The following is a 24,983-nucleotide window of genomic DNA, read 5'->3' on the forward strand; positions in this document are numbered from 1 at the left end:
CCTTCCGACCACACGAACGCGAAAAGATTTCGAACATGTTAAGTCGTCGATGCGTTCGAGCGCCAGAGCGCTCTGTGACATGGCGCTGACCGGACGTGAGCTCGGTCATGGCACCTTGTGCCACACCTGGCCCCGCCGATCACACAAATGCTCTGTTTGGCAATGGCGCCCGAGAGGACCTCGAAATGCGGATCGCGAACCTGCGCGTGGGTATGCGTATGGGAGCGGCGTTCGCGATGGTCGCCGCGCTGATCATCGTCGCCTCGGTGGCCGGTGGATGGGGTCTGCAGAAGACCAGCGACGCGCAGCAGCGCTTCACCCGGTTGGTCGAGGTCCGCGACTACGCCGCCCAGGCGCGCCTGCAACTCTCTGACGTCAGCGGCTGGCAGGGCCTGGTCATCGTGGACATCGCCACCGACGGCTTCGCGGCGGCGACCGGCCCCGGCGGATACAACCGCAAGGGCATGCTGGAGGCGAAGGCCGGCGTCTACGACCTGCTGAAGCGGGGCGCCGCCGATGCCAGGACGGCCACCGAACGCGATGCGTGGAGCAAGCTCAAGTCCGGATGGGACGCCTATTTCGCCGAGGACGAGGCACTGCTGCAGGCCATCCAGCAAGATCCGCGGCCGGGCATCATCGCGGCCAAAGCCAGCTTCAACGAGGGCACCACCCACAAGGTCTACTCGCAGATCTCGGAAATCCTCGACGCCGTGGACAAAGACCTCAGCGCCCGGATGGCCAAGGAACGGGCGTACATGGCGACGTTGCGCAGCACCAGCATCGCGGTGCTGGCCTCCGCGCTGGTCGTGGCGCTGCTGGCCGCCGTGGTCCTGAGCGTGGCCACCACCCGGTCGGTGGTGAAGCCACTGCGGACCGTCGTGCAGGCGCTGCGCGGGCTCGCCGCCGGTGACCTCACCGTGCGCGCCGACGTGCCCGGCAGCGACGAGCTGGCCGAGCTGGGCGGGGCGCTCAACGACACGACCTCCGCGCTGCGGCAGACCGTGGGCGCACTGTCCGGCCACGCCGAGCACATGTCCGACGCCTCCAGCGACCTGACGGCGACCGCCACGCAGATCGCGGCGATCGCGGAGCAGACCAGCAGCCAGGCGGAGGAGGTCGCGCGCAGCGCGCAGCAGGTGTCGGCCAACGTGCACACCGTGACGGTCGGCAGCAGCCGGGTGGACGAGTCCATCGACGAGATCGCCACGAACGCGGCCGAGGCCGCCGCCGTGGTCGTCGAGGCGGTCGCCGCCGCCGAGGCCACCACCGCCACCGTCACCCGGCTCGGCACGTCGTCCACCGAGATCGGCGCGGTCGTCAACGCGATCACCACCATCGCCGGGCAGACCAACCTGCTGGCGCTCAACGCGACGATCGAGGCGGCACGCGCCGGTGAGGCCGGCAAGGGCTTCGCGGTCGTCGCAGGCGAGGTCAAGGACCTCGCGCAGGAGACCGCCCGGGCCACCCAGGACATCACCGAGCGGGTCCAGATCATCCAGAGCGACACCGCCGGGGCGGTGGCGGCCATCGAGGAGATCACCACGATCATCCGCCGGATCAGCGGATATCAGGACCTCATCACGGCCGCGGTGCAGCAGCAGGCCCAGACCACGGCCGAGATGGGCCGCAACGTCGCCGACGCGTCGACCGCCAGCGAGGAGATCAGCGCCACCATCGCGGACGTCGCGTCCGCGGCGAACTCCACCGCCGAGGGCGTCAACCGCTCCCAGGGCGCGGCCACCGACCTGGCCACGATGGCCGAGGAGCTGCGCACGCTGGTGTCGGCGTTCAAGCTCTGATCAGTACGGGCGGCCCAGCGACAGGGTGAAGGCCGAGCCGACGTCCAGAGTCGAGACGACGGTGACGTCCCCGCCCATCGCCCGGGCCAGCCGCCGAGCCAGGAACAGCCCGATGCCCGTGCCGCTCGTACTCATGGTCATCGGGTCCTCGACCCGGTAGAACTTCTCGAACACGCGCTCCAGCGCGTCGGCCGGGATGCCCCGGCCGTGGTCGCGGACGTCGACGTACACGGCCTGTTCGGTGGCGCGCACGGTGACCTCGACCGTGGCGTCCTCAGCGGAGTACTTGAGGCCGTTGCCGATCAGGTTCGCCAGCACCTGCAGGGTCCGTCCGCCGTCGCAGTACGCCGGCACGGGCACGTCCGGCGCGGTCACGACGACACGCGGCGAGCCCAGGTCCTGCACGACCTGGGCGACGAGTGCCCGCAGATCGTGGCTGGCGCCGGAGACATCCAGTGCGATCTCCTCCCCGTCACCGAAGCGCGACGCCAGCAGCAGGTCCTCCACCAGCCGGGACAGATGCGCGGCCCGGTCGCCGATGAGTTCGAGCGCCTCCGAGCGCTTCTGCGGGGTCATCCGATCGCCGCGTTTGCGCAGCAGGTCGACGTAGCCGACGATCGGGGTCAGCGGGGTCCGAAGTTCGTGCGACACCATGGCGATGAAGTCGGACTTCAGCCGCTCGGTGCGGTACTCGCGGGTGAGGTCGCTGATGACGATGACATCACGGGTGAGGCCGTCGGCCGCGAAGCTGGCCGAATGGGCCATCCGGATCCGGCGCTGCTCGCCGTCCGGCCGTTGAATCGTCAGCTCCGCCGCCGCCCGGGGCGTGCCCGGTGAGACGGGCATCAGCGATCCGCTGTCCTGCTGCGCGGACACGTCGAACAGCTGCGCCATCGGCCGGCCGAGCGCCTCGGCCGCCGGCACCCGGGTCAGCGCCTCCAGGGCGGGATTCCACATCTGCACGAGCGCGTCGCCGTCGACCACCATGATGCCCTCGGCGGACTGCTCCACCACCGCCTGCAGCTTGCTGGTCTCCTCCACCAGGCGGTCGAGGTGCTGCGCGCCGCGCAGCGACACCGCCAGCGCGTTGGCCAGCGAGGCCAGCAGGGTGACGTCCCCGGTGGACATCCGGCTGCGCGTGCGGGAGACGAACGCCGCGGTGCCGAACCGGCGACCGCCCGCTGCCACCGGCACCACGACCACATGCCGCACGCCCGGCTCGACGTGCTCGCTGAGCTGCGCCGGGCCGTCGATGTCGCGGGCCGCACCCAGCCAGGACGGCGCGGCGCCGCGGCGCACCACGGCGGGTTCCGCGGCCGTGACCGACAGGGCCTCGTCCTGGCCCTCCGGCAGGATGAGCGCCAGTTCGGCGTCGAACGCCTCCCGCACGAGCAGCAGGAACCGGCGTTCCACGTCCTCGCGTTCGGCCAGCGCGTGCGACAGGCGCAGCAGGCAGGCCGACCTGGCCCGCTCGTCGGCCTCGCGGGCCGCGGCCCGGTACGCGTAGGTCACCGCGAGCGCGGGCATCGCCATGAACGGCAGCAGCAGCGGGGCGTGCAGCGCGATCACGGTCGTGGTGAGCCCGGTGGCGACGGTGCCCAGCGCCATGTACGCCGACAGGCGGGCCTCGGCCCGGACGACCGTCCACGGCGGACGGCCGTTGATGAGCCCGAGCACCTGCGCGAGGCAGCACAGGTTCACCGCCGTGAAGGCGAACGTGCCCGCGACGACCGCGACCAGCACGCGGGGAGTCACCGTGCCGGGCGAGCCACCGGCCAGGTGCACGATGAGGATGAGCACCGACACCGCCGCCGTGTACGTACCCAGGTTGAAGGCCGCCTTGACCATGGGTCGTCGCTGCACCACGCTGGCCGCGACGAGACCGGCCGCCGCGGCCAGCAGCGCCTCCCGCGGCGGTAGCAGGAGGACGTCGATGACCAGCGCGGCCTCGTACAGGCTCAGCTCCTCCACGGCCTCGCCGTGGCGCAGCCGCACGACCGTGATCTCGGCCAGGCAGGTGAGCAGCGCCAGGCCGGGCAGCAGCACCGCGGTGGGCACGGTGATGCCGTGCAGCACCTCGCGGTCTCCGGCCAGCGCGACGACGAGGGCCGCGAGGATCGCGCCGAGCAGGCCGACCGCGGCCACCCGCCGCAGGATCGGGTCGCGGAGCCGGGCGCGCAGGGCGGCAGCCGCCCGGGTCGGCGCCGGGCGGCCGACGGCCCGCGGCCCGGGGGCCGCCTCGTCGCGCTGCGCCGATGCGCTCACGACTGGGGCAACCAGGCCCAGGACCGGGCCGCCCAGTCGTCGCCCGCCCACGCCCGCGCCCGGGCAGCCCAGTCGGCATCCGCCCACGCCCGCGCCCGAGCAGCCCAGTCCGCGTCCGCCCACGCCCGCGCCCGAGCAGCCCAATCGGCATCCGCCCACGCCCGCGCCCGAGCAGCCCAGTCCGCGTCCGCCCACGCCCGCGCCCGAGCAGCCCAATCGGCATCCGCCCACGCCCGCGCCCGAGCAGCCCAGTCGTCGTCCGCCCAGGCACGGGTCGCCCAGGCGCGGGCGGCCCAGGCACGGGCCGCCCAGTCGTCGCCGGCGCCCGTCCACCCGTCGGCGGCCCAGGCCCGGGCGGCCCAGGCACGGGCCGTGGGGTCGAGCGCTGCCCAGGACCGGGCGGCCCAGTCGCGCGACGCCGGGGTCAGCGCGTTCCACTCCCGGGTGGCGGCCGCCCGGTCGCCCGCGGCGATGGCCACGGCCAGAGCCGTCCACCGCTTCGCGTCACGGTGCAGCGTCGCCGCGTCGTCGTCGGAGCGCTTCTGGGCCTTGCCGTCGGGCCAGTCGGGGGCCGCGGCCAGCACCCGCCCGGCGTCCAGCCCACCCGCACCCGCACCCGCCGCGGCGGTCAGTGCGGGACTCGCATACGTGTTGCTGACCAGCAGATTCTTCACCGCGTCGGGGGTCAGCCGGGGCTGCACGGCCAGCGTCGCCGCGATCACCCCGGACGTCACCGCCGTCGCCATGGAGGTGCCCGAGCCACGGAAGTAGGCGTCGCTCACCCGGGCCTGGGGGTTGCCCGCGTCGATCAGGCTGCCCGGCGCCCGCAGGCTCACGATCCGGCCGCCCGGGGCGACCAGCTCCGGCTTGGCGTCACCCTGCCAGGTCGGGCCCCGACCGGACCAGGACGCCACCACGTCGTCGCCGCGGGCGCTCGTACCCGCCACGTCCAGTCCGCCGGTGGTCAGCAGCAGCGGGTCGTTGCCCGGCGAGGTCACCGTGCCGGCGTCCGGTCCGTCATTGCCCGCGGGCACGACCACCGTGACACCGGTGCGCCACAACGACTCCAGCGCCTGGTTCAGCGGGTCGAGCTGGTACGGCAGCGGGCTGCGCGAGGACAACGACAGGTTGAGCACCTGCACCTGGTTGCGGTGGTCGCTGACCCACTGCAGACCACGCAGCACGGTGACCAGGTCGGTGCGCCCCTGCGCGTCGGCGACCTTCACGTCGACGAGGTCGGCGGCGGGGGCCACCCCGCGATACGCACCACCCGACGCGGCGCCGGACGCGGCGATCAGGCCCGCCATGAACGTCCCGTGGCCGTAGCCGTCCCCGCCGCCGGTGCCGGTGAGGTCGATCCGCCGGGTCACGCGTCCGGCGAGGTCGGGGACGTCCGCGATGCCGGTGTCGACGACCGCGACGGTCACGCCCCGGCCCTCGTTGCCGTTCGCGGGCAGGCCGAGCATCTGCCGCACGGTGGTGGCGGTACCCGCGCCGTCCGACGCCGCGGCGGACACGGTGATCGCGCGCTGCGGTGACACGGTCCACTCCGGACCGAGCGCCGCGCCCCGGGGCAGCCGGGCCGCCACTCCGCGGACAACGGGCAGGGCGGCGAGCACGCGCCCGTGGGCGGCCTCGACCGCGTGGGCGGCCTGCTCGGCACCCGCCCCGGTCACCACGACCTCGCGCCAGGAGCTCCCGGCCACCGCCGCCGGGGCGGACACCGGCACACCGGCGGCTACCACGACGACTGCCGCGGCGAGGGCGAAAGCCCGGCGGCTCGCTCCGGTGTACGTTGCGGGACCCACTGGGTTGATCGATCTCATGAGATGCGCACCTCACTTGTCAGCGGTTCCCGTACACATCGGCCTGTCGGCAGCGCCGATGCGTCAGGACCATCGGCGCGGCCGGGGGGCACTTGAGCAGAAATTGATCTACGGTTTGCCCGAGTAGCCCTGGTCGCGCGCGTAGTCGACGGCCGCCTGGACCTCCGCGATTCCGGTGTCGTGCCCGAGCACCCCGTCGATGAGGTACAGCACCTCGTCCGCGGTGAACGGTTTCGACAGGAAGTAGTCCGCCCCGGCGGCCCGACCACGGGCCGCGGAGTCGGGCAGCGCGGTGAGCAGCAGCACCGGGACCCGGGTCGCCTCCTGCGACCGGATGGCGTGCAGGACCCCGTAGCCGTCCAGGCGCGGCATCATGACGTCCAGCACCACGAAGTCCGGCCGCAGTGCCAGGTACGCCTGCACGCCGTGTTCGCCGTCGATGGCGACATGCACCTCGTGGCCGTCCAGCTCGAGGACGTCCATGAGCAACCGGCAGATCGCCGGATCGTCGTCGACCACCAGAACCTTCGCCATGTGCTTCTCCTGATCTCCGGGGGTGTTTCGGGTCGTCTGATGTCGCGCGTGGAGCCTCAGCGGGCGAACGCGTGGATGATCTGCAGCACGCCGGGACCGAGGATCACCACGAACAACGCCGGGAAGAGGCAGAACAGCACCGGGAAGAGAATCTTGATGGGGACCTTCTGGGCCAGTTCCTCGGCGCGCTGGCGGCGTTTGACCCGCATCTCCCGGGCGTGTTCGCGCAGCACCCCGGCGACGGGGATGCCCAGTTCACCGGCCTGGACAACCGCGGTGACGAAGGTACGCAACTCCGGCACGGTGGTCCGCTCGGCCAGCGCGCGCAACGCGGCGGCCCGGCTCACGCCCAGCTGCATCTCCTGCAGCACCCGCAGCAGCTCGCGCGCCAGCGGCGTACGGACGTGCTGGGCGACCTGGGCCATCGCCGCGTCGAACGCCAGGCCCGCCTCCACGCTGATGACCAGCGTGTCGAGCACGTCCGGCATGGACAGCAGTAGTTCCTTCTGCCGTTTCAGCGCCATGTTGTAGATCAGCAGGTCGGGTCCGAAGAACCCACCGGCCGCGCCGAGGGCCCCGCCGAGCAGCGCGCCGCCGCCCGCGCCGAGCAGGCCGCCGAACCCGGCCCCGGCCAGCGCCCCGACCGCCAGGGTGACCCCCTTGAGCGGCACCAGCCGGGCCAGCGACATCGACGGCGGATTCCCCGCGTAGTCGAGGTGGCGCTGCAGGCGGGCGATGGCGCCGGTCGGCGTCAGCAGCGTGCCGAGCCGGCCCAGCCGGCGGGACAGCGGCGCGCCGAGCCGCTCGGCGAACGGCCGGTCGCGGGGCGCGACGAATGTGGCGGCGGCGGGCCGGGGCAGCGAATCCAGCAGCCGGGCGACCCCGGCGCCGTCACGGGCGTCGGCGAACGCCAGCGCCAGTACGATCACCGCGCCGGTCAGCGCGACCAGCCCGAGGCCCAGCACCATGGACGGTGGCATGCTCACACCTCCACCCGGACCAGCTTGCGGAGCCAGAGGGCACCGATGACGACGCCGACCACCGAGCCGGCGAGCATCAGCAGCCCCAGCGGCTCGGTGTAGAGCGGGCGCAGGTAGTCGCGGCGGAACACGAACATCCAGGCGCCCAGCACGATCGGCATGCCGAGCAGGATCATCGCCGACAGGCGCCCCTCGGCCGAGAGCGCGCGCACGTGCCGGTGCAGCCGCCCCCGTTCGCGCATGGTGCCCACCGCCGTCTCCAGCGTCTCGGAGAGATTGCCGCCCACCTCCCGCTGGATCCGGATCGCCATGACCAGCCAGGCCATGTCCTGGCTGCCGTTGCGTTCGCCGACCCGGTCGAGCGACTCCTCCAGGTCGCCGCCCAGCCGCGTCTCGGCCAGCGCGCGACCCAGCTCCCCCGCGATCGGCTCGCCGCCGTCGCGGACCAGCGCGTCCAGCGACTGCGGCAGCGAGAACCCGGACCGCAGCGACCCGACCAGCAGCTGCAACGCGTCCGGCAGCTGGTTGCCGAACGCGCGGGCCCGCCGGGCCGCGCGCAGGCGCAGGTACAGCGCGGCGCCCTGCCAACCGGCCAACGCGCCCGCTCCGATGCCACACCACCACGGCAACAGCGCCAGCATGGCCAGCGCGCCACCGGCCGCGCAGCCCAGCCGGATCAGCTGCCACTCGGCCACCCGCAGCGGGCTGCCCGCGCGGTCCAGGGCCAGCTCCAGCCGCTGCCGCCGGTCCGGGCGGCGGACGGCCCGTTCGGACACGGCCAGCGCGGCCCGGACGAGGCCGTTGCCGTCCGCCTCGCCGGAACGGGCGGCGCCGCCCCGGCCCGGGGCGAACCGCTCCAGGTCGCGGATCCGCCGCCGGATCGGGCCACCCGCCAGCAACGGGCCGAACCCCAGCAACGCCACCCCGAAGACCGCGACGGTGACCACCGCGATCGTCACCGCCGGGCCGCGCCCCGGTGCGCCGCCGAACCGGAACGTCTGCGGGGCGGCGGCCGCAGCCGGGTCGGCGCGGAACGCCACAGGTACGTCGGTGCCGACGAGCTGCCCGCCGATCCGGGCGTTCACCCGCAGCACCGTGGTCCGGCCGGACAGTGCGGGCGGGACGGTGACGCGTACCAGCACCGGTGCCGACAGGCTCTCGGCCATCCCCCGGAAGGCCGCGCGCAGCGCCGGGGCGTCGGCGGCGCCGATCACCCGCCCGCTGCCGGCGGCGGCGAGGTCGCCGAGCCGTTTCGGGTCCGCGCCGTCGCCGAAGGCCACCGCGTCCACGGTCGCCTCCCCGCGCGACACCGTGGTCAGCAGGCGGTCCGCGGTCAGCCGCGACGAGGTGTCCGCGCCGTCGGACAGCACCACGATGCGGCGCTCGGCGAACGCGGCGGCGGACCGGTGCCGCCGCTCGTCGAGCAGGTCCTCGGCGGCGCCGATGCCGTCGTACAGCGCGGTGTGCCCGGCGGCGCTCAGCCGGGCGACCGCGGCGCCGAACGCGGCCCGGTCGCCGGTGGGCGCCAGCGCGACCGTGGCCTGCTCCGCGACCGCGACCAGTCCGAGCTGGACCTCGGGCGGCGCCGCGGCCGCATAGTCGCGAGCCGCGGCGCGGGCGGCGCTCAGGCGGGCACCCTTCATGGACCCGCTCGTGTCCAGGACCAGCACCACCGCCCGGGGCGGGGCTCCGGCCGACGTCGAGGCGACCAGGCGCGTACGGGCGGGCAGCACGACGCCGTCGGCGGTGACGCTCAGGGCGGCGTCCGTCAGCGAGGTGGCCGGCAGGTGGCGGCCGGTCACGAAGAACTCGACCGCGCCGGGCGAGGGCTGCACGCCGGTGACCACGATGCCCGCCCGGGGATCCGGTGCGGCGGCGGCCGGTGCCGCCGACAGCACGCACAGGGCCATCGGGAAGACGGCGGCGATCAGGCGGCGGCTCATCACGCACCCGCCTGGAAGACGTCCACGCCGACGGTGACGCCGTGCGCGGCGAGGTGTTCCAGGAAACGCGGGCGCAGGCCGGTCGGCTGGAGCAGGCCCCGGAACCGCCCGCCCGGGTCGGTACCGGCCCGGAAGTCGAACAGGAACAGGTCCTGCAGCGTGACCACGTCGGACTCCATGCCGACGACCTCGGTGACGTGGGTGATCCGGCGGCTGCCGTCCTGCAGGCGGCTCACCTGGATGATCAGGTGCACCGCCGAGGCGACCTGCTCCCGGATCGCGCGTACCGGCAGGTCCATGCCGGCCATCAGCACCATGGTCTCGAGGCGGGCCAGCGCGTCGCGCGGGGTGTTGGCGTGCAGGGTGGTCAGCGACCCGTCGTGGCCGGTGTTCATCGCCTGCAGCATGTCCAGGGCGGCGCCGTCGCGGACCTCGCCGACGACGATGCGGTCCGGGCGCATCCGCAGCGCGTTGCGGACCAGGTCGCGGGTGGTCACCGCGCCGCGTCCCTCCACGTTCGGCGGCCGGGACTCCAGGCGCACCACGTGCTCCTGGTGCAGTTGCAGCTCGGCGGCGTCCTCCACGGTGACGATGCGTTCCTCGGCGGGCACGAAACCGGACAGCACGTTGAGGGTGGTGGTCTTGCCCGAACCGGTGCCGCCGCTGACGACGATGTTGAGGTGCCCGCGTACGCAGGCCCGCAGCAGGTCGGCGGTCTGCCGGGTGAGGGTGCCGAAATTGATCAGGTCGTCGACCGTGAACGGGTCGCGGGAGAACTTGCGGATGGTCAGCGACGAGCCGTCGAGCGCGATGGGTGGCACGATGGCGTTCACCCGGCTGCCGTCGGGCAGGCGGGCGTCGACCATCGGGCTGGCCTCGTCGACGCGGCGCCCCACCCGGGACACGATGCGGTCGATGACCCGGCGCAGGTGGGCCTCGTCGGCGAACTCGGCGCCGGTGGCCTCCAGCCGGCCGCTGCGCTCGACGTAGATGCTGTGCGGGCCGTTGACCATCACCTCGCTGACCGACGGGTCGCGCAGCAGCGGCTCGATCGGGCCGTGCCCGAGGATCTCGTCGGTCACCTCACTCGTGATGCGGGCGCGGTCGGCGCTGGTCAGCGGCGTCTCCTCGACGGCCAGCAGCTCGGCGACCGCGCGGCGGACCTGCAGCTCCAGCTCGTCGGCCTCGCCCATCTCGTCGTACAGCGTGGGGCCGAGCAGTTCGGCCAGCCGCCGCTGGATGCGCAGCCGTACCTCGGTGATCGGGTCCGGGCCCGGACGGGCCGCGCCGCGCAGCCGGTCGCCGCCCGCCTCGGCGGGCCGCGCCACGCCGGAATCGGCGCGCGGCGGTTCGGCCGGGCGGTGCCGCTGGGAGAGATGTTCGGCGAGCCCCATGTCAGTGCCTCCGGCCGAACAGCACGGCCCGGTGTCGGCGGGCGCGACCTGAGTCCGGCGCGCCGCACTTCGCGGCCAGCTCCCGCATCGCCTTCGCGACCGGGTGTCCCGGGTGCTCGATGGCCAGCGGGATCCCGCGGTTCACCGACAGCGGCACGTCGCGCGAGGACGGCATCAGCACCGCGGTCGGCTGACCGATCGCCTTCTCGACGTCCGCGACGGTCAGGCCCACCTCCGAGTTCGCGCGGTTGAGCAGGACGAGGCGGCGCTCGGCCGGGTACTGCAGCATCTCGAAGGTGCTGAGAGTCAGGCGGACGCTCTTGAGCGCGGGCAGGTCCGGCGTCACCACGAGCACGTACCAGTCGGTCCGGTCGAGGGCTGCGAGGACCTGGTCGCTGACGTACGGCGGGGTGTCCACGACGACGTAGTCGTACATCGGCGCCAGCACCCCGAGCAGCTCGGCGACCAGCTCCCGGCCGACCTGGTCGCCCTCGGCCGGTCCGGACGGGGCCAGCAGGACGTCGATCCCGTCGCGGTACGGCGTGATGAGCGAGCGCACGCCGTCCTCGTCGAGCCGCCCGGCCATGCCGGCCGCGTCGGCGAGGCTGCGTTCCGGCGGCAGCTGGAGCATGATGCCGACGTCGCCGAACTGCAGGTCGAGGTCGACCAGGCAGACCCGGCGGCGGCCGTTGTCGGCGAGGGTGACCGCGAGGTTCACCGCGACGGTGCTCTTGCCGACCCCGCCCTTGCCCGCGAACACCGTCAGGACCTGGGTGGGGTGTTCCCCCGCGGCCGCCGGCATGGCGGTGAGCTGCCGGGACAGCTCGACGGAGCGGGCGCAGGCGGCGTCGACGGCACCGCGGTCCCCCGCGGGCACCACCTCGCGGACCCCGGCGCGCATCGCCTCGGCGAGCACCTGCACCTCGACGTGCTCGCGCAGCAGCACCACCCCGAGGGTGGGACGTTCGACGCGCTGGCGGGCGGCGAACCCGACGGCCTCGTCGAGGGGCACCCCGGCGCCGATGACCACCAGCTGCGCGTCCGGCCGTTCGGCCAGGGCGGCGGGAAGCTGCGCCGGATCCCCTACGGCGCAGGCGGGTGGCGCCGAGCCCGGGAAGTCGTGCGGGGTGAAGGGGTCACAGTAGATGGTCATCGTCATCACCAGCGCCGTCACGGGAAGAGGGTGTTGTTGTCGACGCCGGCGTCGGGTTCGACGGTGGCGGTGTCGTCCAGCAGTGCCAGCGACAGCGTGCCGGTGAGCGAGACGTGCAGGAGCTTCTCGGCCTCCTGCTGGCTCACCGCGACCGTCACCAGCATGGTGACGCCCGCCTTGGCGGCGGAGCCGGAGCTCCCGGAACCGTCCGGCGCGGCGGCGGTGGTGTCGCCCGCGGTGGCCGCCCCGGCCGCGCCGCGCTCGCCCACCCCGATCACCTCGACGCGGGGCAGCAGCACCCGGGTGGCCTGGTTGTAGTCGTGGCCGCTGCTCAGGCCGTCCCCGGCGGGCACCCGCCCGCGCCCCTCGCGCATGGTGAACGTGCTAAACACCGCGACCCGGGAGCCCGGCCGGACATAGCCCGCGACGCGGCCCGCGGCGGTCATCTGCACGCTGACGGCCAGCTTGCCGTCGGGTACGGCGAGGCCGCCGGTCACCTCGCTGGGCTCGGCGAACATGCCGCGCAGCACCAGCTGGCTGGGCGGCAGGTCGGCGGTCAGCACGAGCGTGTCGAGCTGCGCGTCCAGCTCACCGAGCGCGGTCGCGGGGACCGTCTCGGCGGGCATCGCCACCCGCTCGGTGTATCCGCCGCCGCGGATGGCGGCCGCGCTGGTGCCGGCCGGGATGCGCTGGGTGCTGATCAGCACCCAGACCGCCTGCCGCCCGGCGAGGGCGCGCTGGTCGGCGCCGCGCACGTACGCGACCACCGCGATGCAGCCGATGCCCGCCAGCACGGCCGCCACGAGGACCGCGAGAAGCCGCCGTCTCATCTCTGGTTTCTCCTGCCCGGCTCAGCCGACGAGGTTGACGACGGCGGCGCCGAGGTCCGGGCCGCCGATCTCGGAGCCGGTCGCCTGGACCAGGCCGCGGACGAAGTAGCCGTACAGGCAGCGCTCCTGGCCGCCGCACTTGTGCATGTTGGTCAGCCAGGACGGTGCCGCGAAGCCGGAGAGCAGGTATCCGGTCAGCACGAACGGTGCGAAGCCCACGAGGTGGTATTCCGTGTTCGCGCCCTGCCCGCGGACGTTGTCGTAGACCGGGATCAGCACCATGCTGCGCGTCTGCCGGGCCGCCTGCAGGGCATCCTTGCACGGGTGCGACGCCGAGTTGCCGGTGTCGCCGTCGAACGTGCCGTCCGCCTGCACGATCGCCGTGCAGGACGCGGTCGGGTCGTCGAGCCACCCGAATCCGCCGGGCTGGTCCCATCCGGACGGACCGGCCGGGCAGACGGGGTTGCCCTGACTGTCGTGCAGGTGCACGACGCGCTCGGCGCTGGCCGGTGGTACGCCCGTCGCCGACCAGAGCGTGGCCCCGCCGCCGGTGAGGTTGTCCCACTCGCAGAGGGAGAACGTGACGGCGAAGCCCTGCGCGACCCGGGGTGGCCCCCACGCCACCCGGGCGCAACCGCCGACGGTGGTTCCGGGCTCGCCACCGGCCAGCGCGCGGGCGAACACCGACGGCAGCACGGTCGAGCCGTCCGCCAGCCGGGTCTCGACCCGCACCTCGGCGTAACGGGCGTCCTGCGGCGCTGTGCCGAGGCAGGCCGTGCGGTTGGTGGCGGTGGCGGGGCACGGTCCCAGGCCGCTGCCGGTGCCGCAGATCGCGGTCACCTTCGCGGCGCCGTCGGCGGCGTTGCTGTTCGCGTACCGTCCGGCAGTGCCGGTCTGGGCGGCGCACTGCGCGGGCGTGACGGCGCAGACCTCGCCGACGGCCCACGCGGCGGCGTCGGCGCCGCTCTGCAGTTGCTCGCGTTCGGCGTAGAGGCGGCCCACGTCGACGACCACCGCGGCCACGCCGAGCAGGACGCCCACGCCGAGCACCACCGCGACGGTGGCGGCGATCGCGCCGTCGTCGTCGCGGCGGGGCCGGGGAAAGAGCGTCAGCCGACGCATGGCATGACTCCTCGTGCGGTGATGGTGAACGATCCGTCCGACCGCCCGCCGAACAGCGCCATCAGCGACCCCACGGGGGTCACCGGGCGAAAGCCGGAGGACACCTGGACCACGGCGTCGCGGGTCGGGTCGGTGCCGCAGGTGGTGACCTGCACCGAGGTCACGGGGACCGGGCCCGCCGCGGATGTCACGCGCGCCCGGCCGTCGAGCCCCATGGCGGCGGCCCGGGCCCCCTCGCGGGCCGCCTCGGTGAGCGTGATCTGCGCGTTGAGTGCCCGGCCGAAGTCGATGATCCCGAACAGGAGCAGCAGCAGCAGCGGTAGCACGATGGCCATCTCCACCGCCGCCGCCCCCTGGTCCGGGGCCGGTCCCACGGGCCGGCCCGCGGGCGCGGCCGACCGCGTGGGCCGGCCACGCCCGCGACGTGTCACGGTCCGGCCGGGGCCTTCACCGAGTCGGCGACGCCGCCGAACATGTTGCTCAGGTTGTCGCCGAGCAGGATGACGGCGCCGATGATGACGACCGCGATGAGCGCGACCATGAGGCCGTACTCGACGGCGGTGGCGCCTTCGTCGTCGTGCCGACGCGTGGACGCGAGCAGTGCCTGGATGTACTGGATAAGCATGTGAACTCCTTGGAGACTCCGCAACTCCACCCTTGCAACCCGGGTGACTGCGCATAGTGATCGTCTCGCGACGGAGCGTCATGAGCTTTTTCTCAGGATTTGATCAAGACATCGGCCCGGAACGCCCGGAGGTGAGGGCCCCGGGCGGTTCCGGGCCGGGCGGCGGGGCTCAGCCCGCCTGGGCGAAGACGCTGCTGCCCCGTACGTCGGCCGCGGTGAGCGTGGTCAGCTCCGCGAGCCCGATCGGCTCGCTCAGCGCGGCCAGCCGGATCGCCTGCCGCAGCCGGCACCGCTCCAGGGCGTTGCGGATGCTGCGGGCGTTCGCAAACCGCGGCATGGCCATCCGCAGGTCGACGTACGAGTCGAACGCCGCCCGCGCGTCCGGGGTGAACGTGTAGCTGTCGCGGGCCAGCATCAGCTCGGCGATCTGCACCAGCTCGTCGTGGCTGTAGTCGTCGAAGCGGATGTGATGGGCCACCCGCGAGCTGAGGCCCGGATTGGACGACAGGAACTTCTCCATCCGGTCCGCGTACCCGGCGAAGACCACCACCAGCGAGCCGCGCTCGGACTCCATCTCCTGTAGCAGGATCTCGATGGCCTCCTGCCCGTAGTCCCGCTCGTTCTCCGGGCGGTGCAGGTAGTACGCCTCGTCGATGAACAGCACCCCACCGGCCGCGCGGGCGATCGCCTCCTTCGTCTTGGGCGCGGTGTGCCCGATGAACTGACCGACCAGGTCGTCGCGGGTCACCGCGACCACCCGGGGCGTGCGCAGGTAGCCCAGCGCGTGCAGCATCTCCGCGATGCGCATCGCCACCGTGGTCTTGCCGGTGCCGGGACCGCCGGTGAAGCTCATGTGCAGCGACGGTTTGCTGGCCGACAGCCCGAAGCGGGTCCGGGCCCGGCTCACCAGCAGCAGCGCAGCTATCTCGGCGAGGCGCCGCTTGACCGCGGTGAGCCCCACGGTGTCGCGGTCGAAGTCGGCCAGCACCGCGCGGGCCTTCGCGGCGGCCTCGTCGGCGTTGAGGTCGATGCGCGCGTCGTCGGGCAGGATCTCCGGCTCCTGCAGCGCTCCCGCGGGCCGCATCGAGAACCCGGCGGTGGTCATTGCGCCGCGTACCGCGCCCCGGCGGGCGCCTCGGTCGCGTACGGCTGGAACGAGTAGCGCTGCACCCGGTCGTTGGCCTCGGTGCGCACCAGGCGGAAGCCGGGCTCGTGCGCGGGCCGCTGGACGAGGAAGCTCAGCGCCGTGGTCTGGCGCCCCAGCCGCGCGTCGTACGCCAGCACCCGCACGTAGTGCTGCGGGAACGCGGCCCGGCAGTCCTGGATCTCGCGCAGCACCGCGTCCGGCTCGGTGAGGTCGAACATGGGCAGACCCCACATGTCCCAGTACACGTTGCGCGGGTGCGGGTCGTCGGTGTATTCGACCGAGACGGGCCAGCCGTTGTCGAGGGCGTACCGGACCTGCGCCGCGATCTCGGCGTCGGTCAGCTCGGGCAGGTAGGAGAAGGCTCCGTGGCGCAGAAACATGTCGATGGCTCCTATCGGCTGGCGGTGACGACGACGTCGGGGGCGTCGGTGGCGGCGTAGTCGAACGTGACGTCGCCCCAGGTGGACAGTGCGGCGTCCAGCGGCCCGCAGCGCTGGGCGGCGGCGCGCAGCACGGTGGGGCCCTCCTTGAGCAGGTCCTTGCCCTCGTTGCGGGCCTTGATGATGGCTTCCAGCGCGACCCGGTTGGCCTCGGCACCGGCCGCGATGCCCATCGGGTGCCCGATGGTGCCGCCGCCGAACTGCAGGATGACGTCCTCGCCGAGCAGGTCGACGAGCTGGTGCATCTGGCCCGCGTGGATGCCGCCGGAGGCGACCGGCATGACCCCGGGCATGCTGGCCCAGTCCTGCTCGAGGTAGATGCCGTTGGCGGGGTTGGCCGGGACGTGGTCCAGCCGCAGGGTGTCGTAGAACCCGCGGGTGGTCGCCGGGTCGCCCTCCAGCTTGCCCACCACGGTCCCGGCGTGCACATGGTCGACGCCGATCAGGCGGCACCACTTGGCGATGACCCGGAAGCTCACCCCGTGCGTCTTCTGCCGGGTGTACGTGGAGTGCCCCGCCCGGTGCAGGTGCAGCAGGACCCCGTTGCGGCGGGCCCAGTTGGCCATCGACTGCATCGCGGTGTACCCGACCGTCAGGTCGATCATGACGATGACGCTGCCCAGCTCCTTGGCGAACTCGGCCCGCTCGTACATGTCCTCGAGGGTCGCCGCGGTGACGTTGAGGTAGTGGCCCTTGCTCTCGCCGGTCTCGGCGATCGCCCGGTTCACCCCCTCCATGCAGTACAGGAACCGGTCGCGCCAGCGCATGAACGGCTGCGAGTTGATGTTCTCGTCGTCCTTGGTGAAGTCCAGGCCGCCGCGGCACGCCTCGTAGACGACGCGGCCGTAGTTGCGGGCCGACAGGCCCAGCTTCGGCTTGACCGTGGCGCCGAGCAGCGGGCGGCCGTACTTGTTGAGCACCTCGCGTTCCATCACGATGCCGTGCGCGGGACCCTGGAAGGTCTTCACGTACGCGACCGGGATGCGCATGTCTTCGAGGCGCAGCGCCAGCAGCGGCTTGAAGCCGAAGACGTTGCCGATGATGGACGACGTCAGGTTCGCGATCGACCCCTCCTCGAACAGGTCGATGTCGTACGCGACGTACGCGAAGTACTCACCCGGGCGCCCCGGCACCGGATCGACCCGGTACGCCTTGGCCTGGTAGTGGGTGTTGGCGGTGAGCCGGTCGGTCCACACCACGGTCCAGGTGGCGGTCGACGACTCGCCGGCGACCGCGGCGGCGGCTTCGAGGGGGTCGACCCCGGGCTGCGGCGTCACCCGGAACACGGCGATCACGTCGGTGTCCTTGGGGACGTAGTCGGCGTTGTAGTAGCCCATGCTCGCGTAGCTGTGAACCCCTGGGTTCCACCTGTCCTCATTGGTCATGCGCTCGACACTGCCGCCCGGACAGTCAATCCGTCCAGCGAGCTTTCCCCGTCGACACTTGAGCAATCGGTTGCCTATCGTGACGCCATGACCCCCGCGCGCCTGCAGACGTTCCTGGCGATCCACGAGTGCGGCTCCGCCCGGGCGGCGGCCCAGCGGCTGTCGGTCACCGAGTCGGCCGTCTCGGCGTCGCTGGCGGCGCTGCACGCCGAGGTGGGGGTGACATTGTTCGAGCGCAGCGGCCGGGGGCTGCGGCTCACCGAGGCGGGCGCGGTCTTCGCCGGATACGCGCGGCGCATCCTCGGCCTGCTCGACGAGAGCGTCGCCGCCGCCCGCCGCGGCGCGGACGCCGAACGCGGCCGGCTGCGCATCGGCGCGGTCACCACCGCCGGGGAGGCCCTGATCCCGGGCCTGCTGGCCTCGTTCCGGCAGCGCTACCCGCAGGTCGAGGTGACCCTCGACATCGGCGTCCGGGACCGGGTGTCGGCGCTGCTGGCCGACCACCGGCTCGACGTGGTGATCGGCGGGCGGCCCGGCGCGGGCCAGGTCACCCGGGCCACCCGGGCAAACTCAGTGGTGCTGGTGGCCGCGCCCGGCCCGGCCCCCGACCTGGGCGCGGTTACCTGGCTGCTGCGTGAGGCCGGCTCGGGCACCCGGGACGCGACGCTGGCGCTGCTGCGGCGGATCGGGATCGACCCCCCGCTGCTGACCCTCGGCTCGGTCGGGGCGGTGGTCTCCTCGGCAGCCCTGGGGCTGGGGGTCACCCTGGTCTCCACCGACGCCGTCGAACACCATCTGCGGACCGGGACGCTGCACCGGGTGCCCGCGCCCGGCACCCCGCTGAGCCGCCCCTGGCATGCCGTCACCACCGCCGCCCCGACCGCCGCCACCGAGCTGTTCCTGCGGCACCTCACCGACCCCGAACGCGCGGGCGCACTGGTGTTCCGGGTGGCCCGATCTCATCCGTCCACCCGCCCGCGCGGGTGAGGCGGCCTCCCGCGTCCGGCCGTACGGTCCTGGCATCCTCACCGGACGCCGCGGACGCGGCCACGACCGTTGGGAAATCACCGTGCCCACCCTGACCGACGCCGCCGGCGGCCCGCTCGGGCGCATCACCCTCACCCGGCACACCATCGACCAGGAGCACCGCCACCTCGACTCCACCGGCGACTTCTCCGGCCTGCTCAACGCGATCGCCACCGCCGTGAAGATCATCGCCAACCAGGTGAACCGCGGTGAACTCGCCGCCGACGGCGCGGGCTCCGGCAAGGTGCAGCAGCGCCTCGACCTGGCCAGCAACGAGGCGATGGTGGCCGAAACGCTGTGGGGCGGGCACCTGGCCGCGATCGCGTCCGGCAAGTCGGCCGGCATCCTGCCGATCCCCGCGCCCTACCGGCGGGGCAAGTACCTGCTGCTGTTCGACCCGCTCGACGGCTCCAGCGACCTGGACGTCAACCTGTCCGTCGGGACGATCTTCTCGGTGCTGCGCAGCCCCCGCCCGGGCGGCGAGGCGCGGGTCGAGGACTTCCTGCAGCCCGGCACGGAACAGGTCTGCGCCGGCTTCGCCCTGTACGGCCCCGCCACGATGCTCATCCTGACCACCGGCGACGGGGTGGACGGCTTCACGCTGGACCGCGACATCGGCGCGTTCGTGCTCACCCACCCGCGGATGCGGGTGCCCGAGAAGACCCGCGAGTTCGCCATCAACAGCGCCAACGAACGCTTCTGGGAGGCCCCGGTTCGCCGCTACATCGGCGAGTGCCTGGCCGGGCGCAGCGGCCCCCGCGAGCACGACTTCACCATGCGCTGGGTGGCGTCGCTGGCCGCGGACGTCTTCCGCATCCTCACCCGCGGCGGCGTCGTGCTGTACCCGGCCGACAGCCGCGACCCCACCCGCCCCGGCGGCCTGCGGCTGATGTACGAGTGCAACCCGATCGCGTACCTGATCGAGCAGGCGGGCGGGCGGGCCAGCACCGGGCGCGCCCGGGTGCTGGAACTTCCCCCGTCCCGGCTGCACCAGGGCGCGCCGCTGGTCTTCGGCTCCCGCGCCGAGGTGGAACGCGTCGAGCGCTACCACTGTGAACCCGAGGACGACAGCTTCGACGGCTCGCTGTTCAACGTGCGCTCGATGTTCCGGGCAGGCCGCTGATGTCGGCCGAGCACCCCGTCGTGGCGATCACCGGCTCCTCGGGCGCGGGCACCACGTCGGTCACCCGGACGTTCCAGCACATCTTCCGCCGGGAGGGACTGACCGCGGCCATCGTGGAGGGTGACTCGTTCCACCGCTACGACCGCGAGGAGATGAAGAAGGCGATGGCGGAGGCCGCCGCGGCCGGCAACGTCAACTTCTGCCACTTCTCCCCCGAGGCCAACCTGCTGCCCGAGCTGGCCACCCTCTTCGATCAGTACGGGCGCACCGGCACCGGCCGGATCCGCCGTTACCTGCACGACGACGAGGAGGCCGCCCCGTACGGCCAGGACGCCGGCACGTTCACCGCCTGGGAGGACGTCCCGCCCGGCACCGACCTGCTGTTCTACGAGGGGCTGCACGGCGCGATCGTGACCCCGGACGCCGACGTGGCCCGCCACGCCGACCTGCGCATCGGTGTGGTGCCGATCATCAACCTGGAGTGGATCCAGAAGCTGCACCGGGACAAGACGCAGCGCGGCTACTCGGAGGAGGGGGTGGTGGACACGATCCTGCGGCGGTTGCCGGACTACGTGCACCACATCTGCCCGCAGTTCTCCCAGACCCACATCAACTTCCAGCGGGTGCCCACGGTGGACACCTCGAACCCGTTCGTCGCCCGGACCATCCCGACCGCCGACGAGAGCTTCCTGGTCATCCGGTTCGCGGACCCGAAGGGCATCGACTTCCCGTACCTGCTGTCGATGCTGCACGACTCGTTCATGTCGCGGCCCAACGTCATCGTCGCCCCGGGCGGGAAGATGGAGCTCGCCATGCAGCTGATCTTCACCCCGATGATCCTGCGCCTGATGCAGCGCCGGGGCCGGGCGTGACGGCATGTCCGACAAGCTCGTACGGATGATGCGCTCACGCGTCGGCGAGCCCGCCGAGACCCGGCCGGTGATGCTGGCCGTGGGCGGCGACAGCGGGTCCGGCAAGACGACCCTCGCCCGGGGCCTCGCCGCGGCCATCGGCGCGCACCGGTGCACCACGATCGGCGTGGACGACTACCACCGCTACGACCGGGCGCAGCTGCGGGTGCTGCCGCTGACCGCGCTGTCGCCCGACGCCAACTACCTCGACATCCTGGAACAGCACCTGCAGATGCTGGCCACCGGCCAGCCCATCCTCAAACCGGTGTACGACCACCGCACCGGCACGTTCGCCCGGCCCGAATATCTGCGCCCGCGCCAGTTCGTCATCGTCGAGGGGCTGTTCCCGTTGTTCTCCAAGCTGTCGCGGGCCTGCTTCGACATCACGGTCTTCCTCGACCCGCCCGAGCAGATCCGGCACCGGTGGAAAATCCACCGCGACACCACGGCCCGCGGATACACCGAGTCCGAGGTGCGCCGCGAACTGGCCCGGCGCGAGCCCGACTCGGCCGCGTACATCCGGCCCCAGCGCCGCTACGCCGACATCGTCGTCCGGTTCGCGCCCGCCCGCGACGGGTCGGACCGGCCGGACACACCGTCCACCGCGGAACTGTTGCTGCGCCCGACCGTGCAGCATCCGCCGCTGACCCACCTGCTCACCGACGACGTCGGCACCGCCCTGTCGCTGAACATCATCCGCGACGACGACGGCACCCCGGTCGACTGCCTGCGGGTGCACGCGGACGCCACCGCCGACGACGCCCGGCTGCTGGAGAAGGCGCTGTGGGACGGCGTCGGCCACGACCGGGAGATCCCCCGCGGCCTGGGGCGGCTCGCCGACGGTACGCACAGCGAGCCGCTGGCGATCACCCAGGAACTCCTGTTGTTCCACCTCATGCAGGAGGTGTACCAGCGATGACGGCACACCGGCTGCGTGCAGTGATCTTCGACGTCGACGGCACCCTCGCCGAGACCGAACGCGACGGGCACCGCCGTGCGTTCAACCTCGCGTTCCGCGACCACGGACTGCCGTACGAGTGGGGCGTGGACGAGTACGGCGAACTGCTGGCCGTCACCGGCGGCCGACGCCGGTTGGCGGGCTACCTCGCCGAGCGCGGCGTGCCCCACCCGGACGGGCTGGCACAGGTCCTGCACCGGACGAAGACCGCGTACTACACCGACTGGCTACGCGACGGTCCGGTCGTCGCCCGGCCGGGCGTTCCCGAGCTGCTGGCCAGGCTGCGCGAAGGCGGGGTACGTCTCGCGGTCGCCACCACCGGCCGCCGCCAGTGGGTCACCGTGCTGCTCGATCGGCTCTTCCCCGGCACCGCGTTCGCGGCCGTCGTCACCGGCGACGACGTGACGCGGCTCAAGCCGCACCCCGAGGTCTACGACCGGGCGTTGCGGGAACTGCGGATCGAAGCCCAGGACGCGGTGGCGGTGGAGGACTCTCCGCCCGGGCTGGCCGCCGCCACCGCGGCCGGCCTGTCCTGCCTGGTCGTGACGTCGGCCTACCACCGGGACATGTCGTTCCCGGGCGCGGCGGCGGTCGTACCGGGCTACCTGCCACGGGACATGGTGGACGGCGGCGCTCGCCCCCGCACCGGACGACCGGACGGCGCCTTCGCCGCCGGGGTCACCGTGGACGCGTTGCGCGGCATGCACGCCCACGCCCACCACCCGTCACGCCCCTGCAACCCACGTCACCCAGCATCGCCGTACGGCACCTCCGGGGCATGATCGCCCTCGGTTCCGGACGGGTCACCGAGGGTCGTGGCCGCCCTCGACATCGATCGGCATGGCCCGTACCATTCCAATGCCGACCAAAGGCCGCCTCATCGGACGGGCCCGGTCGCGTGGGTGGGACACACCCGACGACGAGCGAGGCATCGGCCCGCTTGAGGAGCTTCATGGTGAGCAGCCACCGGATGCCGATCCGGGTCCTGCTGGTCGACGACCATGAGATGGTGCTGCAGGGACTGCGGGCCATGCTGTCCCGCTTCCCGGACGTGGTCGAGGTGATCGGCTCGGCCGGCGACGAGGCCGGTGCCGTGCGGGCGGTCACCGCGGACCGGCCCGACGTGGTGCTGTGCGACGTGCGGCTGCGCCGCGACAGCGGACTGGACGTGTGCCGGGCGGTACGCGCCGCGGCACCCCACACCAGGGTCGTCTTCCTCACCGTGTACGACGACGAGCAGTACCTGTACCAGGCGCTGCGGGCCGGGGCGTCCGGGTATCTGCTCAAGCGGATCGACGGTCAGGAACTGGTCCGTCACCTGGAGAACGTCCAGCTCGGCGACATCGTCATCGATCCCGGCCTCGCCGGGCGGGTGGCCTCGGCCGCCGCCCATGTACGCCGGGGCGAGTTCTGGCCCGGCGCCCGGCTGGGCCTGACCCAGCGCGAGAGCGAGGTGCTGGCCCTGCTCGTCGGCGGGCTGTCCAACAAGGCCATCGCCGCGCGCCTGGTGGTCAGCGACGACACGGTCAAGACGCACCTGCGGGGCCTGTACCGCAAGCTGGAGGTCAACGACCGCGGCTCGGCTGTCGCGGTCGCCCTGCGCGAATCCCTGTTCCATTGACGCAGCGGCAGCGAACGCCGGGCTCCGCGACGCCCCGCGATGACGAACTGCTCGACCGGATCCGCCACTGGGTGACCCGGGAGCCGCACCTGTCCACCGTGCTCGATCGGGCGGCCGCCGCCGTGACCGCCGCGCTCGGAGCCGACGGTTGCCTCGTGTTCCGGGTGGCGGACGACGGCGACCTCGTGCTGACGGCCGGGCTTCCGGTGGCTGGCGGCCCCGCGCTGACCGCCGGACAACCACAGCCGGGCGGGGCCGCGTTGAGGATCCCCCGTGGCTTCGGTGTCACCGGGCGGGTGGCGGCCGACGGGCTCCCGGCCGTCCTGGTCGACGACCACCCGCGCAACGCGCGCCACCGGGAGCTGATGGGACTCGGGCCGGGCGAACCGGTGTCCCGGCTGTGCGTACCGGCCCGGGTGCCGGGCGGCACCGTGGCCGTGCTGGCGGTGTTCAGCCGGCGGCGGCGCGCGTTCACCCGCCCCGAGGTGGACACCGCCCAGGCGGTGGCCGACCTGGTGGCGCTGCGGGTGCAGCTGTCCGGGCAGGCGGCGGCAATCGAGGGGTACCGGGATCTGCGCGACACCGCGGTGGCCACCACCGTCACGATGCAGGAGGCGGAGCGCCGCCGGATCGCCGGGGATCTGCACGACGGCGTCACCCAGGCCATCGCCAGTCTCAGCTTCCGGCTGTCGGCCGCGACGGCGGCCCTGCGCGCGGGCGACTTCGGCGACGCCGCGCGGCAGGTCGACGCCGCGCGGTCGCTGGCCGATCTCGCGTTCGGCGAGACCCGCAGCGCCATCACCGGGCTGCGCAGCCCGATCCTCGACGACCTCGGCCTCGCGGCCGGGCTGGCCAGCCTGGCCCGCAACGTCCCGAACCTGCCGATCCAGGTCGACGCGCAGGACCTGCGGCTGCCGGAACACGTGAGCACCTCGCTGTTCCGGGTGGCGCAGGAGGCCGTACACAACATCGTCCGCCATGCGGACGCGAGCCGGGCCGTCATCCGGCTGGCGAAGCACGGCCACACCGCGATGCTCACCGTCACCGACGACGGCCGCGGCTTCGAGCCGAGCGGTCAGGCGCTGCGCCCGAACGGCACCCCGCACGGCCTGCGCGGCATGGCCGAGCGGGCCCGCCTGCTGGGCGGCGAGCTGCACGTGCGCTCCCGGCCCGAGGAGGGCACCACCATCGAGGTACGCATTCCCGACGTGCTCTGAGCTTGTCGTTCAACCTCCGGGTGCCGTCCTCGGTCTGGTGAACGCGTGGCGTTTCGGCGGCGTATCCCAGGTCCTCGGCCTGAGAGTGCCCCTAGCTTGAGCTGAGAGGTCACTTCGACGCAGTAGGAGACGGTATATGCCGGAGGCCATTCGCCCGTACCACCTGACGGCTGACGAGGGCGAGGCGACCTACTTCCTCGGCAATCTCGCCGTGCGCAAGTGTGGTGGCCGGCAGAGCGGTGGGCAGCTCGCCGTGGTCGAGTTCGTCCATCCGCCCGGCTTCGCTGCGCCGCTGCACCGGCACACCCGCGAAGATGAGGCGTTCTACGTCATCGACGGCAGCATCGAGGGCCGGTGTGAGGGCGAGACGTTCCAGGCGGGCAGGGGTGACTTCATCTGGCTGCCGCGCGGGCTGGCGCACACCTTCATCGTCGGGTCCGACGGCGCGCGCGTGCTGAACCTGGCTACCCCGGCGGGGTTCGAGGACTTCGTCGCCGAAGTCGGCCAGCCGGCGACGAGCCGGAGCCTGCCGCCGAGCCGGACCTCGCCGCTCTGGGTCACGCCGCGCAGCTGCACGGCATCGAGTTGCTGGGCCCGCCTCCATCCTCGTGAACGTGGCTGTCCTCGTGGTCGCGGGCGGGACTGAACCTATCAGGCTATAAATACCGTTTTGCTCACATTTGT

General features: G+C 73.0%; 23 protein-coding genes. 9 read left to right on the forward strand and 14 right to left on the reverse strand.

Annotated features, from left to right (window positions below; genetic code table 11):
• Positions 1–185 precede the first annotated feature (185 nt).
• Positions 186–1,799 carry a methyl-accepting chemotaxis protein gene (locus tag ACMCNO_RS19735; RefSeq protein WP_412750923.1) on the forward strand — a complete coding sequence of 538 codons (1,614 nt, stop codon included), beginning with the start codon at positions 186–188 and terminating at the stop codon, positions 1,797–1,799.
• On the opposite strand, the gene ACMCNO_RS19740 is transcribed toward ACMCNO_RS19735, so the two are convergent.
• The 14 genes from ACMCNO_RS19740 to ACMCNO_RS19805 form a co-directional block, all read right to left on the reverse strand.
• Positions 1,800–4,064 carry a sensor histidine kinase gene (locus ACMCNO_RS19740; RefSeq protein ID WP_412750924.1) on the reverse strand — a complete coding sequence of 755 codons (2,265 nt, stop codon included), beginning with the start codon at positions 4,062–4,064 and terminating at the stop codon, positions 1,800–1,802. It abuts the gene before it with no gap.
• Positions 4,061–5,890 carry a S8 family serine peptidase gene (locus tag ACMCNO_RS19745; RefSeq protein ID WP_412750925.1) on the reverse strand — a complete coding sequence of 610 codons (1,830 nt, stop codon included), beginning with the start codon at positions 5,888–5,890 and terminating at the stop codon, positions 4,061–4,063. Before ACMCNO_RS19745 ends, ACMCNO_RS19740 begins: the two co-directional genes overlap by 4 nt.
• A gap of 108 nt (positions 5,891–5,998) precedes the next feature.
• The gene (locus tag ACMCNO_RS19750) at positions 5,999–6,424 is read right to left on the reverse strand and encodes a response regulator transcription factor (RefSeq protein WP_412750926.1); all 426 of its coding nucleotides are present in this window, start codon (positions 6,422–6,424) and stop codon (positions 5,999–6,001) included.
• Positions 6,425–6,480: 56 nt separating this feature from the next.
• Positions 6,481–7,404 carry a type II secretion system F family protein gene (locus ACMCNO_RS19755; RefSeq protein WP_412750927.1) on the reverse strand — a complete coding sequence of 308 codons (924 nt, stop codon included), beginning with the start codon at positions 7,402–7,404 and terminating at the stop codon, positions 6,481–6,483.
• A 2-nt stretch (positions 7,405–7,406) separates the two neighbouring features.
• Complete coding sequence (locus ACMCNO_RS19760; protein ID WP_412750928.1) at positions 7,407–9,347, reverse strand: VWA domain-containing protein; 1,941 nt, start codon at positions 9,345–9,347, stop codon at positions 7,407–7,409.
• Positions 9,347–10,741: a CpaF family protein gene (locus ACMCNO_RS19765; protein WP_412750929.1), complete on the reverse strand. Its 1,395-nt coding sequence runs from the start codon at positions 10,739–10,741 to the stop codon at positions 9,347–9,349. The genes ACMCNO_RS19760 and ACMCNO_RS19765 overlap by 1 nt, the downstream gene beginning before the upstream one ends.
• 1 nt (position 10,742) lies before the next feature.
• Entirely contained in the window at positions 10,743–11,915 is a 1,173-nt protein-coding gene (locus ACMCNO_RS19770) for an AAA family ATPase (protein WP_412750930.1), read from the reverse strand.
• Positions 11,912–12,724 carry a Flp pilus assembly protein CpaB gene (locus ACMCNO_RS19775; protein WP_412750931.1) on the reverse strand — a complete coding sequence of 271 codons (813 nt, stop codon included), beginning with the start codon at positions 12,722–12,724 and terminating at the stop codon, positions 11,912–11,914. Before ACMCNO_RS19775 ends, ACMCNO_RS19770 begins: the two co-directional genes overlap by 4 nt.
• Positions 12,725–12,745: 21 nt before the next feature.
• Positions 12,746–13,846 carry a pilus assembly protein TadG-related protein gene (locus tag ACMCNO_RS19780; protein WP_412750932.1) on the reverse strand — a complete coding sequence of 367 codons (1,101 nt, stop codon included), beginning with the start codon at positions 13,844–13,846 and terminating at the stop codon, positions 12,746–12,748.
• Complete coding sequence (locus ACMCNO_RS19785) at positions 13,834–14,187, reverse strand: TadE family type IV pilus minor pilin (RefSeq protein ID WP_412750933.1); 354 nt, start codon at positions 14,185–14,187, stop codon at positions 13,834–13,836. Before ACMCNO_RS19785 ends, ACMCNO_RS19780 begins: the two co-directional genes overlap by 13 nt.
• Positions 14,188–14,273: 86 nt before the next feature.
• Positions 14,274–14,471: a Flp family type IVb pilin gene (locus ACMCNO_RS19790; protein WP_412750934.1), complete on the reverse strand. Its 198-nt coding sequence runs from the start codon at positions 14,469–14,471 to the stop codon at positions 14,274–14,276.
• A 169-nt stretch (positions 14,472–14,640) separates the two neighbouring features.
• A complete protein-coding gene (locus ACMCNO_RS19795) occupies positions 14,641–15,576 on the reverse strand; it encodes an AAA family ATPase (protein WP_412750935.1) in 936 nt (311 codons plus the stop codon).
• Positions 15,573–15,998, reverse strand: a complete 426-nt coding sequence (locus ACMCNO_RS19800; RefSeq protein ID WP_412750936.1) for a ribulose bisphosphate carboxylase small subunit — start codon at positions 15,996–15,998, stop codon at positions 15,573–15,575. The genes ACMCNO_RS19795 and ACMCNO_RS19800 overlap by 4 nt, the downstream gene beginning before the upstream one ends.
• 11 nt (positions 15,999–16,009) lie before the next feature.
• Positions 16,010–17,443, reverse strand: a complete 1,434-nt coding sequence (locus ACMCNO_RS19805) for a form I ribulose bisphosphate carboxylase large subunit (RefSeq protein WP_412750937.1) — start codon at positions 17,441–17,443, stop codon at positions 16,010–16,012.
• 87 nt (positions 17,444–17,530) lie between these two features.
• Here ACMCNO_RS19805 and ACMCNO_RS19810 point away from each other — a divergent pair, with 87 nt between their 5' ends.
• The 8 genes from ACMCNO_RS19810 (at position 17,531) to ACMCNO_RS19845 (ending at position 24,945) form a co-directional block, all read left to right on the forward strand.
• Positions 17,531–18,430 carry a LysR family transcriptional regulator gene (locus ACMCNO_RS19810; protein WP_412750938.1) on the forward strand — a complete coding sequence of 300 codons (900 nt, stop codon included), beginning with the start codon at positions 17,531–17,533 and terminating at the stop codon, positions 18,428–18,430.
• A gap of 82 nt (positions 18,431–18,512) precedes the next feature.
• Positions 18,513–19,592 (forward strand): class 1 fructose-bisphosphatase, encoded by a 1,080-nt coding sequence (locus ACMCNO_RS19815; RefSeq protein WP_412750939.1) that lies wholly within the window; start codon positions 18,513–18,515, stop codon positions 19,590–19,592.
• On the forward strand, positions 19,592–20,464 hold the full coding sequence (locus ACMCNO_RS19820; protein ID WP_412750940.1) for a phosphoribulokinase: 873 nt from the start codon (positions 19,592–19,594) through the stop codon (positions 20,462–20,464). The genes ACMCNO_RS19815 and ACMCNO_RS19820 overlap by 1 nt, the downstream gene beginning before the upstream one ends.
• Positions 20,465–20,468: 4 nt before the next feature.
• Positions 20,469–21,422 (forward strand): phosphoribulokinase, encoded by a 954-nt coding sequence (locus ACMCNO_RS19825; RefSeq protein WP_412750941.1) that lies wholly within the window; start codon positions 20,469–20,471, stop codon positions 21,420–21,422.
• Positions 21,419–22,243, forward strand: a complete 825-nt coding sequence (locus tag ACMCNO_RS19830; RefSeq protein WP_412750942.1) for an HAD-IA family hydrolase — start codon at positions 21,419–21,421, stop codon at positions 22,241–22,243. Before ACMCNO_RS19825 ends, ACMCNO_RS19830 begins: the two co-directional genes overlap by 4 nt.
• A 170-nt stretch (positions 22,244–22,413) precedes the next feature.
• Positions 22,414–23,082: a response regulator gene (locus ACMCNO_RS19835; protein ID WP_412750943.1), complete on the forward strand. Its 669-nt coding sequence runs from the start codon at positions 22,414–22,416 to the stop codon at positions 23,080–23,082.
• Entirely contained in the window at positions 23,079–24,299 is a 1,221-nt protein-coding gene (locus tag ACMCNO_RS19840; protein ID WP_412750944.1) for a GAF domain-containing protein, read from the forward strand. Before ACMCNO_RS19835 ends, ACMCNO_RS19840 begins: the two co-directional genes overlap by 4 nt.
• Before the next feature lie 136 nt (positions 24,300–24,435).
• The gene (locus ACMCNO_RS19845; RefSeq protein ID WP_412750945.1) at positions 24,436–24,945 is read left to right on the forward strand and encodes a cupin domain-containing protein; all 510 of its coding nucleotides are present in this window, start codon (positions 24,436–24,438) and stop codon (positions 24,943–24,945) included.
• Positions 24,946–24,983 lie beyond the last annotated feature (38 nt).

The organism is Krasilnikovia sp. M28-CT-15 (assembly GCF_047159595.1).
In the GTDB taxonomy this organism is placed as follows: domain Bacteria; phylum Actinomycetota; class Actinomycetes; order Mycobacteriales; family Micromonosporaceae; genus Actinoplanes.